General features: G+C 64.4%; 11 protein-coding genes. 7 read left to right on the top strand and 4 right to left on the bottom strand.

Annotation, left to right across the window (positions count from 1 at the left end; all coding sequences use genetic code 11):
- Nucleotides 1-82 precede the first annotated feature (82 nt).
- Together AB6M95_RS14375 and AB6M95_RS14380 are read right to left on the bottom strand one after the other, a co-directional pair.
- Nucleotides 83-679 carry an IMP cyclohydrolase gene (locus AB6M95_RS14375; RefSeq protein WP_371387435.1) on the bottom strand — a complete coding sequence of 199 codons (597 nt, stop codon included), beginning with the start codon at nt 677-679 and terminating at the stop codon, nt 83-85.
- Between the two features lie 458 nt (nt 680-1,137).
- Nucleotides 1,138-1,701 (bottom strand): tetratricopeptide repeat protein, encoded by a 564-nt coding sequence (locus AB6M95_RS14380; protein WP_371387436.1) that lies wholly within the window; start codon nt 1,699-1,701, stop codon nt 1,138-1,140.
- A gap of 434 nt (nt 1,702-2,135) precedes the next feature.
- Between AB6M95_RS14380 and flgB the strand changes: the two genes are divergently transcribed.
- From flgB to AB6M95_RS14415, 7 genes are read left to right on the top strand one after another with little or no spacing between them, the layout of a single operon-like run.
- A complete protein-coding gene (gene flgB / locus AB6M95_RS14385; RefSeq protein WP_371387437.1) occupies nt 2,136-2,546 on the top strand; it encodes a flagellar basal body rod protein FlgB in 411 nt (136 codons plus the stop codon).
- Nucleotides 2,547-2,984 carry a flagellar basal body rod protein FlgC gene (flgC, locus tag AB6M95_RS14390; RefSeq protein ID WP_371387438.1) on the top strand — a complete coding sequence of 146 codons (438 nt, stop codon included), beginning with the start codon at nt 2,547-2,549 and terminating at the stop codon, nt 2,982-2,984. It abuts the gene before it with no gap.
- A gap of 17 nt (nt 2,985-3,001) precedes the next feature.
- The gene (gene fliE / locus AB6M95_RS14395) at nt 3,002-3,331 is read left to right on the top strand and encodes a flagellar hook-basal body complex protein FliE (protein ID WP_371387439.1); all 330 of its coding nucleotides are present in this window, start codon (nt 3,002-3,004) and stop codon (nt 3,329-3,331) included.
- A gap of 50 nt (nt 3,332-3,381) precedes the next feature.
- Nucleotides 3,382-4,977 carry a flagellar basal-body MS-ring/collar protein FliF gene (gene fliF, locus AB6M95_RS14400; RefSeq protein WP_371387440.1) on the top strand — a complete coding sequence of 532 codons (1,596 nt, stop codon included), beginning with the start codon at nt 3,382-3,384 and terminating at the stop codon, nt 4,975-4,977.
- A 3-nt stretch (nt 4,978-4,980) separates the two neighbouring features.
- Nucleotides 4,981-5,979 carry a flagellar motor switch protein FliG gene (fliG, locus tag AB6M95_RS14405; protein ID WP_371387441.1) on the top strand — a complete coding sequence of 333 codons (999 nt, stop codon included), beginning with the start codon at nt 4,981-4,983 and terminating at the stop codon, nt 5,977-5,979.
- Nucleotides 5,966-6,715, top strand: coding sequence for a FliH/SctL family protein (locus AB6M95_RS14410; protein ID WP_371387442.1), 750 nt, complete (start codon nt 5,966-5,968; stop codon nt 6,713-6,715). The genes fliG and AB6M95_RS14410 overlap by 14 nt, the downstream gene beginning before the upstream one ends.
- 2 nt (nt 6,716-6,717) lie before the next feature.
- Complete coding sequence (locus AB6M95_RS14415; protein WP_371387443.1) at nt 6,718-8,133, top strand: FliI/YscN family ATPase; 1,416 nt, start codon at nt 6,718-6,720, stop codon at nt 8,131-8,133.
- Here the strand turns inward: AB6M95_RS14415 and AB6M95_RS14420 are convergent.
- Nucleotides 8,130-10,277, bottom strand: coding sequence for an AsmA family protein (locus AB6M95_RS14420; protein ID WP_371387444.1), 2,148 nt, complete (start codon nt 10,275-10,277; stop codon nt 8,130-8,132). The genes AB6M95_RS14415 and AB6M95_RS14420 overlap by 4 nt on opposite strands.
- Before the next feature lie 26 nt (nt 10,278-10,303).
- Nucleotides 10,304-10,612 carry a MerR family transcriptional regulator gene (locus AB6M95_RS14425; RefSeq protein ID WP_371387445.1) on the bottom strand — a complete coding sequence of 103 codons (309 nt, stop codon included), beginning with the start codon at nt 10,610-10,612 and terminating at the stop codon, nt 10,304-10,306.
- Between the last annotated feature and the right edge of the window lie 131 nt (nt 10,613-10,743).

Genomic DNA, 10,743 nt, shown 5'->3' on the forward strand with positions numbered 1-10,743 from the left:
GGAGGCGTAGCCGTCTACGTTGAGGATTGAGCAAAGCCCGAAAAATGTGCAGACGGCCCGCTATCGCAAGCCGCCGTGCGTGTTAGGCGTCGTTCTCGCTGAGGTATTTCGTGATCATGGCGTCGTATTCGCTGGTCAGCCGGAAGGTCAGAGTGGCCATTTCCTTGCGGAATTCCAGGGTCACGCCGCCGTGCTCCTCGATCTCCTTTCGGACCGTCTCGTAGTACTTGGGATCGGGGACCACGCAGATGGAGTGGAAATTCTTGGCCGTGGCCCGAAGCATGGTCGGTCCGCCGATGTCGATCTGCTCCACCGCCGCCTTGAGGTCCAGCCCCTTGGCCACGGCGTCGGCGAAATTATAGAGATTGACGCAGACCAGGTCGAAGGGCTCGATGCCGAAGTCGCGCAGGGTCTCCATGTGCGCCTCGTCGTCCTTGTCGGCCAGGATGCCGCCGTGGATATGCGGGTGCAGGGTCTTGACCCGGCCGCCCAGGATTTCGGGAAAATCGGTGACGTCGGACACCGAAGTGACTGGCAGCCCCGCGTCCTTCAGCATCTTCTTGGTCCCCCCGGTGGACACCAGCTCGCACCCCTGGTCGACCAGGAATTCGGCGAACTCGGCCAGGCCGGTTTTGTCGGTAACGGATAGTATGGCTCTCTTCACAGGCAACAGATTCATCGCAACCTCACTTGATGTTTTGAGTGCCTGTGCCAGATTTGCCGCCCAAACGCAAGGCGCGGATGGTCACGGTTTCCGGCGAAAAACGGACCGCGAACCCGTGTTTTTTCCACAGGTGTGCATAACGCCTGGATATCCGGAATCAAAAAACACGAAAAAACCGGCAACTAGCCGGTCATCCCGCCATGCAGCAAACGGGTCTCGATGGTCAACCGCCCGTAATGCCAGACGAACGGGAATCTCTTGGGGACGCCTGCCGCAGGATGCGGCGGGGAGGGAGCGCACCCGTTTCCGGGCACGGGGAGAAAGGACGACAAAAACGGGCCGCCGCCCGGCCTTCCGCCCGGGGGAGTCTTCTCGACGCGGCCGCGAGCCGCCGGACGGTCTCAAGGCTGATTTCCCGCCCCGCTTCCGCGAGGGCGGCGGGACGGGAAATCAACGGGGAGGGGAGACCGTTGTCAGGACCGGAACTGTTCGAGCATTTCCTTGGCCGGGCCGTTCTCGGGATCCTTTTCCAAGATCGTCTCGAGTTCGTTGACGGCCGCGTCCTTCTGCCCGACGCAGGCGAGGCACCCGGCCAGGGAGTAGCGCACTTCGTGCTTGGCCGGATCGATTTCGAGGTAATTCTCGAGGTGCGGGATGATTTCGCCGATGCGTTCCAGTTCATGGCCGAGCCTGATCAGGCTGAACAGGGCGACCATGTTTTCGGGATTCATGCCGATGGCCTCGACGAACAGGGAAAAAGCCTGGTCCCTGTCGCCGTGCTCCATGCGGATAAGCGCTATCCCGGAAAGACTTTTGTCCGAAGGCTCGATCTTGTGGGCCTTCTTGTACATCAGTTCGGCGTCTTCCAGATCGCCGCGCTGGACGGCGACCGTGGCCAGCCCGAGGTACGGGTCCGGATGGACGCCGTTGGAGCTGACCGCCTTCTTGTAGTACTCCTCGGCCTTGTCCAGCTCACCCATGAACAGGTAGCATTCGCCGAGTTCCTTGTTGATTTCGTAATCCAGATGACCACTCATAGTTCCCCTCCATTTCTCCTTTGCCCGAAGGCCGGGCTGAAAAGATCTCCATGGCCGTTTCGGCCGCAACCGATCTAGCAATCAATGTGCCAAGGGGGTGATATCCCGATTTTGACGTCAGTTCGCGCCGCACGCAACATACTGATAAAATTCAGTTTGCATGCATACTACCGGGAAGCGGCACCCTGCCCTTCCGCAGCCGAAACTGGTCCGGGAGGAAGAATCTACCCTGTTTTTTCGCCCCGTTCGGCGCGGGCCGCGCCGGGGATTCCGTGCGGGAGTCTGACGCCCGACCTCTTGCTTTTCACAGATTCTATTCAATTTCAAGTAGTTGTTTGATTGGAACGGGAGTTGCTTAGCCTCCTGCGGACCCGGCGGAAAAACATTCCCCCGCCGGACCCCCAACCGTCACGCGAACGAAGGAGGAGCAAGGGATGCGAGGACTTTTCGAGCAACACCTGAACATAACGGCCAAGGTCTTGGACCTGCGCCTGGAACGTCAAAATATCGTCACGGGCAACATCGCCAACGTGAACACGCCCGGTTACAAGGCGCGCCGCATCGAATTCGAAAGTCAGCTCCAGGCGGCCCTGAACCAGGACGCCCTGGGCAAGCTCACCCGCACCAAGCAGGACCACCTGCCCGCCACCTTCGACCCCGACGGGTTCAAGGGCGAAGGCCTGGAGGATTTCCGGGCCCGCGAGATCTACGGCCAGGACGAGGTCAACCTGGACAAGGAAATGGCCACCAACGCCAAAAACACCATGATGTACAACGCCCTGGCATCGGTCATCAAGAAGAGCTTCGACGGCATGACCAAGGTGATTCAGGAAGGGAGCAAGTAAATGGATCTCATGACCGCACTCGACATCGGCGCGTCCGGGCTCACGGCCCAGCGGGCGCAGCTGAACGTCATTTCCATGAACATGGCCAACATCCGGACCACCAAGACCGAGACGGGCGGCCCGTACCAGCGCAAGTCGGTCTCCTTCGAGGCCACACCGGTCTACTCGCCCTTCGACCAGGCCATGCAGGACCAGCTCAACCGCAACCTGGAAGGGGTCAAGGTGCTGGGCGTCACCCAGGACCAGCGCCCGTTCAAGCAGGTCTACGAGCCCAACCATCCCGACGCCAACGACCAGGGGTACGTGTTCTACCCGGACATCAACGTGGTCGAGGAGATGGCGAACATGATGCAGACCATGCGCGGATACGAAGCCAACGTCCAGACCATCGAGGGCGTCAAGCGAATGTTCCAGAAGGCCCTGACCATCGGTCAGTAGGAAAAGGAGAAGAGTAAATGGTCGTCAAAAGCGTCGCCTTCAATGCCTATCAGAACGCCATGGACATCCGCCGCCGCACGGTGGACTCCACGGTCGCCCAGAGCCTCAAGAAGCCCCAGGCCCCCGTCACGAGCTTCCAGGACACCCTCAAGTCCTCCCTGGTCAAGGTCAACGACCTCCAGGAGACCAAGGAGACCATGATCGAGGAATTCGCCTCCGGCAAGACCCAGAACGTGCATGAGTTGATGATCTCCATGCAGAAGGCGGGCATGGCCATGCAGATGACCGGCGCCGTCCGCTCCAAGATCATGACCGCGTACAAGGAAATCATGCAGATGCCCTTCTAGGCGTCTTTGCAACCGGAACACACCGCCAACGCAAGCTGGAGAAATAGAAGATGCCTCCGTTCGTCGCAGAATACTGGTCCAAGATGCAAGGGCTGTGGACCGACCGCACCGTGTCCCAGCGCATCCTCATCGGGGGACTGGCCGCCGCCGTGGTCGTCTCCTTCGCGCTGATGATCTACTGGATGAACAAGCCGGACTACCGGGTCCTGATGACCAACCTCTATCCCGAGGACGCATCCCGGGTGGTGGGCATGCTCCAGGCACAGAAAGAGGACTACAAGCTCGAGAACAACGGCACGACCATCATGGTGCCGGCCGACCGGGTCTACGAGCTCCGGCTCAAGGTGGCCGGCGAGGGCAACCTGCACGGCCAGGGCATCGGCTTCGAGATCTTCGACGAGGTCCAGATCGGCCAGACCGACTTTGTCCAGCACGTCAACTACCAGCGGGCGCTCCAGGGCGAACTGGCCCGCACCATCACGGAATTTCCCATCGTGGACAAGGCCAGGGTGCACCTGGTCATCCCGCAGAAGTCCCTGTTCATCGAGGACCAGATCGCGCCGTCCGCGTCCATCGTCCTGCAGCTCAAGGGTGACGGCAAGCTCGAGCCCGACGAGATCAAGGGCATCGTCAACCTGGTGTCCATGGCTGTGGAAGGGCTTGAACCCAAGAACATCACGGTCACGGACATGAAGGGGCATCCCTTGTACACCCCGGAGGACGAATCCACCGGCTTGGCCATGTCCAACGCCCAGCTCGAACACAAGGCGGGCGTCGAGGCCAAGCTGCAGCGCCGCATCCTCGAACTGCTCGGACCGGCCGTGGGCCCGGAAAAGGTCATCGCCCGCGTCAACGCGGACCTCGACTTCAGCCAGCGGACCGTGCGCAAGGAGACCTACGATCCCAACAGCGCGGTGGTCCGCTCCGAGACCCGCAATGAGGAAACCACCAACGGCGCGGCCAACCTGGGCGCCAGCAATTCGCCGGACACCAACTTCCGCGGCGACGGCTTCACCGGCACCCAGACCACCCAGGACTCCACGCGCAACTCCCGTACCACCAACTTCGAGATCGACAAGCAGGAAGAAAATATCGTAGCCCCCGTCGGACAATTGAAACGTCTGACCGTTGCGGTTATTGTGGACGGGACGTGGCAGGCGGACGCCGACGGCAAGCAGGTCTATGTGCCCCGCTCCGCCGAGGAGATCAACCGCATCCGCACCCTGATCGAGAACGCGGTCGGGTTCGATGCGCAACGCGGCGACACCATCGAGGTCAGCAACATCTCGTTCGGCGAACCGCAGCTGGCCAGCGGCGATTCCCTGATGCGGACCATGCTGGAGTACGCCCAGCGGCTGGGCAAGCCGTTCCTGAACGGACTGCTGATCTTCCTCTTCCTCATCCTGGTCGTCCGCCCGGTGGTCATGGCCCTGATCCGGCCGAGGGTCGCCGAGCAGGAGATCGAGGAGATGGCCGGGCTACCCGGTTCCGAGCGGCTGGCGCTGGAGGAGGACGACATGGACGAAGAGGCTCTGGACGCCTCAAGGCGGCTCGAAAACGCCAAGAACCACGCCATCCAGCTGTCCGACGAGAACCTCGACCAGGCGGTCCACCTGCTCAGAACCTGGCTTACCCAGGAGGCGTAAGAAATGGCAGACTTCACCGGCCCCCAGAAAACGGCCATCGTGCTCCTCTCCCTGGGAGAGAAGTTCACGGCGGAGGTATTCAAGCGCATGGAGCGCAACGAGATCGCCGCCGTGTCCAAGGCCATGCTCGAAACCGACTCCGTTCCCAAGGAGGAGGTCCTGGAAGTGCTCAAGGAGTACAACGAGGCCCTGGCTTACGGCGCGGAGCTCCTGGTGGGCGGACCGGAACAGGTCAAGCGGCTGCTGACCCAATCCCTGGACGCGGAGACCGCCAAGTACATCATGGATTCCCTGGACCTGGACACCGGCCCCACGCCGTTCCAGGAGCTGGAGAACGTCAGCCCGCGCATCCTGGCCCAGATCCTGCGCAACGAGCACCCGCAGACCCTGGCCCTCATTCTGGGCCACCTGCACCCGGACCAGGCCGCCGAGCTCATCCAGAACCTGCCCGCGGGCGTGCGCGCCGAGGTGCTCATGCGCCTGGCCAAGCTCGAGGCCGTGGCCGAGGAGATGCTCATGGAGGTCGACAAGGTCCTCCAGAGCCAGCTCATCGCCATGGGCGGCAAGGAAGGCAAGAAGGTCGGCGGCGTCAATTCCGTGGCCGAAATCCTCAACGCCGTGGACCGCAACACCGAGGAAGAGGTCCTGTCCGAGATCGAGGAGGAGTCCACCCAGATGGCCGAGGACATCCGCAACCTCATGTTCGTGTTCGAGGACGTCAAGGGCATCGACGACATCGCCATCCGCGAGCTGCTCAAGGAGGTCTCCAACGAGGACCTCACCGTGGCGCTCAAGGGCGCGAGCGAGGACCTGCGCGAGAAGTTCTTCAAGAACCTGTCCGAGCGCGCCTCGGCCATGATCAAGGAAGACCTGGAGATCATGCCGCCCAAGAAGCTCTCCGAGGTGGAGGCCGCCCAGCAGTCCATCGTCAAGACCGTCCGCCGCCTGGAGGACGAGGGCAAGATCGTCATCAGCCGAGGTGGCAGCGATGTCTTTATCTAAGTTCCAGAGCCACCGTCCGCGCATGACCGGCAAGGTCGTGGTGGGCATGGATACGCCCGGCCCGGATGAAATGACCATCCAGGAGCTGGAGGGCAAGCGCCAGCTCATCTGGGACGACTCGACCAACGAGGAGTACCTGGCCCGCGTGCGAGAAAAGGCCCGCGACGCGGCCAAGGAGATCAAGATGCTGGCCGAGCTCGAGGCCGAGGCGTTGCGCGCCACGGCACGGCACGAGGGATTCGCCCAGGGCATCGCCGAGGCCCAGGAGTTCGTGGACCAGCACATCAAGGACGTCTCGGCCAAGGCCGAGGCCCTGTTCGCCCAGATCGGCGCCCAGGGCGCCGACATTTACGAGACCCGGCGGCAGGACGTGATCACGCTCATCCGCCTGGCCCTGAAAAAAACCCTCAAGGTGGAGCTGGACGAGAAGCGCGGCCAGGCACTTCAGGCCCTCATGACCGAGGCCCTGGAGCGCATCGAGTCCCAGCGACGGATCGAGATCCGCTGCCACCCCGACGAGACCGCCGAGCTCGACGAGTTCGTCAAGGAGATACAGGACCGCAACCCCACCCTCAAGTACTGGACCGTCAAGGCAGACGCCTCCATCGAGATGGGCGGCGTGGTCATCGAGGCCGAGGGCGGCAAGGTGGACAACACCATCGACACCCGCTGGAAGCTCGTGGAGCCCATCTTCGACCAACTGGCCGACCAGGTCACCGCCGGAGACAAGGAGTAGGCATGGATTCTCGGCTCGGACTGCTGGAAGAGCTCGATCCCTGCCAGACCTTCGGCAAGGTCACCAAGGTGGTCGGCCTCATCGCCGAGGGACACGGCATCAAGGCCCCGCTCGGCTCGGTCTGCTATCTCCTGCCCACGGGCCACGACCCCATTCCGGCCGAGGTGGTCGGCTTCCGCGACGGGGCGTGCCTGTTCATGCCCTACTCGGACATGCGCGGCATCGGCCCCGGCTCGCTCATCCAGAACGCGGCCACCCCGCCGCACATCCCGGTGGGCAGCGCCCTGCTCGGCCGGGCCGTGGACGCCTTCGGCGACCCCCTGGACGGCAAGGGCCCCATCCACGCCAAAACCTTCGCCCCCCTGCACCGCGAACCGCCCAACCCGCTGGAGCGCCCGCGCATCAACGAGCCGCTCGACGTCGGCATCCGCTCGGTCAACGCCCTTTTGACGCTCGGCAAGGGCCAGCGCGTCGGCATCATGGCCGGTTCCGGCGTGGGCAAATCCACCACGCTGGGCATGATGGCCCGCTACACCAAGGCGGACATCAACGTCATCGCTCTGGTCGGCGAGCGCGGCAGGGAGGTGGTCGAATTCATGGAACGCGACCTCGGCCCCGAAGGCATGGCCCGGTCCGTTCTGGTGGTGGCCACCTCGGACAAGAGCCCGCTCATCCGCATGCGCGCGGCCTACGCGGCCACGGCCATCGCCGAATATTTCCGGGACCAGGGCAAGGACGTGCTGCTGATGATGGACTCGGTCACCCGCTTCGCCATGGCGGGCCGCGAAGTCGGCCTGGCCGCCGGCGAACCGCCCACGCGCGGCGGCTACACCCCGTCGGTTTTCGCCCACCTGCCCCAGCTGCTGGAGCGCGCGGGCAAAAACCGCAAGGGGTCCATCACCGGCATCTACACGGTTCTGGTGGACGGCGACGACTTCACCGAGCCCATCGCGGACTCCACCCGCTCCATCCTGGACGGGCACATCGTCCTGACCCGCGACCTGGCCGACATGGGCCACTACCCGGCCATCGACGTGCTCAAGTCCATCAGCCGTCTGCGGAGCGACATCACCACCAAACAGGCCCAGGCCGACGGCCGAGCCGTGCTGCGGCACATGGCCACCTTCAAGCGCGTGGAGGACATGGTCAACATCGGCGCCTACCAGAGGGGAGCCAACGCCGAGGTGGACCGGGCCATCGCCATGGTCGGGCCGATCAACCGCTTCCTGCGGCAGCTGGTCGAGGAAAACGAATCCCTGGAAGGGGCGTTTGCGGCCATGCACGAACTGGTGGCCGAAGACGCCGCGCCAGCAGGGGCTCAGCAGCCCGCCCCGCTGGCCAAGGCGAGACAGCAGCTCAAGAAGGCGCCCCGCAAGAACGGCCCGCCACCGGCCAACATCCAGATGAAGGCCCGCTAGAAAATCCCGAGGAACTTTTTCCGCGCGGGCTGGTCGGACTCCGTCCCGTTTCCCCCGGTCGACCTGTCCAGGACCGAGCCCACGCCCTCGACCACGCTCTTCACCCCGCCGAGCACCGTGCCCACGGTATCGACCACCACGCCGCCCAGCGCCTTGGCGTACTCCTTGACCGAGACCCAGTAGCGCGGCTTGTCGATGGTCCCGGTCACGTGGATGGGGACCATCACCCCGATGAGATCCTTGGACGACTTGCCGCCCTGCCCCTCGCCGGTGGGCACCAGTTTGACCCGGACCATGTAGTCTATCTGCCGGGTGACCAGCGAGACCGCGCCGTGGCCGTCGGCACGCAGCCCCGGCGCCATGACCTCCAGGTCCTTGTTGGTCACCACGCCGTCCTTGATGGTCCCGGTGCCCGAGATGGAGCCGAACCGGGTGAAATCGGTCCCGGCCGCCTCCACCGTGCCCTGCCTGTCCCTGGCCGAATGAGTAGACCGGGCCAGGGCCACCAGGTCCACGCCGGGAAACACGCCGTCGGACAACTTGAACGAAAACTCCCCGCCCAACGTCCCCAACAGATCACGCATGCGCTCGCCCCGGGCGCTCAACGACGAACTGTAGTCCGCGAGTCCCGCGTATTCGGACTTGCCGGTCACGTCCCCGGCCAGCCCGGCCACGTCCAGGTGCGCCACCTCGGTACGGGTCGCGGCCACGGGCACGCCCTGCCGGGCGTCCACCGTGCCGGTCAGCCTGAGGGTCCCGCCGTAGGCCTCGGCGGAGACGGGATCAATGGTCACCAGCCCGTCCGCGCCCTTGGCCGTCACGGCCACGTTGCTGAAATGCGCCTTGCCTAGCGTCAGCTTGGCGATCTTGGCGTCCAGGTCGAAATCGAGCCGGCGGATCACATTGCCCGGCAGGACCGTGTCGCCCATCAGACCGGACCTGGCCTGCTCCTGGGACGCCTCCCCATCGGCCGCATGCTCCGGAGGCAGGTAGCGGTCCAGGTCCAGGTCGCCCACGTCCAGTTGCGCCGAGAACCGGGGCCAGGCGCCGCCGCGCTCCACCGCCCCCTTGCCCACGATGCGCGTCCCGTCCACGGACAGCTCCATATCCTCCACGGCCAGCCGCCCCGGCTTGAAGTCGAACCGGACCGAGCCGCCCACCGCCGTCAGCGCCTTGGCGTCGGCGGTGTTCGGAGCCGGAGCCCCCAGGGCCGCGAGCACCGCCCGCAGGTCGGCCGGTTGCAGGGTCAGGTCGGCCGAGGCCGCCTCGAGCCCGTCCGTCAGCCCCCGGAGGGTGCCGTCCGCGAGCAGCGTGGCCCCGTAGGCCGAGCACTCCAGGCCCGTGATCTGAGCCGTCTCCTTGTTGAAATCCAGGGCCAGGAATCGAAAGGACAGGGTCCCGTCCAGCTTGCCGCCGGGAATGGACGCGCCCTCGGCCTTGATGGCCGCGTGCATGTCCGTGTGGCCGTACTGGCGCTCCGCCAAATCCAGGGAGGATTGCCCCTCCATGGTCAGCGTGCCCCTGGCGTCGGGATGGCGGCAGTCGAAATGCATGGACAGCTTGACCGGAAAAAGCCCGCCCTTGGTGATTGCGCCCGTGGTCACGTCCAGGCCGTCCAGAACGAACCGGACGTCCTCCTTGCGGTCGTCCCAGGCCAGCTCGCCGCCGGTCACGGCCACGCCCGCCACGTCCAGGTCGAAGGGCTTGCCGTGGCCCGCCTTCTCCGGCTCGTCCGGCTTGCGGCCCACCAGGTCGTCCCAGTTGGTCCGGCCCTGCGCGTCGCGGCCCAGGTTCAGGACCGGCCCGTCCAGCTCCAGTTGCCCGAAACGGATCTTGCCCGTGAGCAGGGGCAACAGGCGCACGGAGACCAGCGCCGAGCGCACGGAAACCATGGGCTCAGGCCCGAACCCATCGGCATTGCTCAGGGAAAGCCCGCCCAGTTTCACGCCCAGGCTCGGGAAAAACGTCAGCCCGATGTCGCCGTCGAAGGTCAGGGTCCTGCCCGTCTCGTCGCGCACGGCCCGGCTGATGCGGTCCTTGTAGTCGTTGGGATCGAACACGGCCATGAAGACCACGGCCGCTACCACGAACAGGATGAGGCAGACGCTAAGGCCGATCAGCCCGAATTTCAGGAAGTTGCCCATGGTCCGCCCCTTTGCGGGTGGCTCCGCTAGCGTCTCAGGAGGTTGCGGATGGCCAGCAGTTCGTCGCGCACCTCGCACAGAATGTCGCTGTTCTCACGGGCGCGCAGTTTCTTCTTGGCCCCGTCGATGGTCAGCCCCTCGTCATACAGGAGCCGCTTGATTTCGCGGATGATCTCCAGGTGTTCCTCGGTGTACAGCCGCTGGCCGCTTTCCGTGCGGATGGGGTCGATCTCTTCAAACTCGCCCTCCCAAAACCGGAGCACGTAGGTCTTGACCCCGATGGCCTTGGCCGCCTGCCCGATCTTGTACCGCTTGAATTCCTGCAAGTCTTCCATCCCCTACGTCTATCAAATACCCCCGCCGCCTTCAACAACGTTTGGGGGAAAGATGCCTCCGGCGGCCGGGGGAAGGGGGAAAGGGAACCCTTTGAAAAGGGCTTCCCTTTCCCCCTTCCCCCGGACCCCCA

It is taken from the genome of Pseudodesulfovibrio karagichevae (assembly GCF_041414475.1).
Classification (GTDB): domain Bacteria; phylum Desulfobacterota; class Desulfovibrionia; order Desulfovibrionales; family Desulfovibrionaceae; genus Pseudodesulfovibrio; species Pseudodesulfovibrio karagichevae.

Bases quoted from the DNA above. Each gene is read 5' to 3' on its own strand.
- AB6M95_RS14410 (WP_371387442.1), top strand. From the start codon at position 5,966: ATGTCTTTATCTAAGTTCCAGAGCCACCGTCCGCGCATGACCGGCAAG.
- fliG (WP_371387441.1), top strand. From the start codon at position 4,981: ATGGCAGACTTCACCGGCCCCCAGAAAACGGCCATCGTGCTCCTCTCC.
- fliE (WP_371387439.1), top strand. From the start codon at position 3,002: ATGGTCGTCAAAAGCGTCGCCTTCAATGCCTATCAGAACGCCATGGAC.
- AB6M95_RS14415 (WP_371387443.1), top strand. From the start codon at position 6,718: ATGGATTCTCGGCTCGGACTGCTGGAAGAGCTCGATCCCTGCCAGACC.
- AB6M95_RS14375 (WP_371387435.1), bottom strand. From the start codon at position 679: ATGAATCTGTTGCCTGTGAAGAGAGCCATACTATCCGTTACCGACAAA.
- flgC (WP_371387438.1), top strand. From the start codon at position 2,547: ATGGATCTCATGACCGCACTCGACATCGGCGCGTCCGGGCTCACGGCC.
- AB6M95_RS14425 (WP_371387445.1), bottom strand. From the start codon at position 10,612: ATGGAAGACTTGCAGGAATTCAAGCGGTACAAGATCGGGCAGGCGGCC.
- AB6M95_RS14420 (WP_371387444.1), bottom strand. From the start codon at position 10,277: ATGGGCAACTTCCTGAAATTCGGGCTGATCGGCCTTAGCGTCTGCCTC.
- AB6M95_RS14380 (WP_371387436.1), bottom strand. From the start codon at position 1,701: ATGAGTGGTCATCTGGATTACGAAATCAACAAGGAACTCGGCGAATGC.
- fliF (WP_371387440.1), top strand. From the start codon at position 3,382: ATGCCTCCGTTCGTCGCAGAATACTGGTCCAAGATGCAAGGGCTGTGG.
- flgB (WP_371387437.1), top strand. From the start codon at position 2,136: ATGCGAGGACTTTTCGAGCAACACCTGAACATAACGGCCAAGGTCTTG.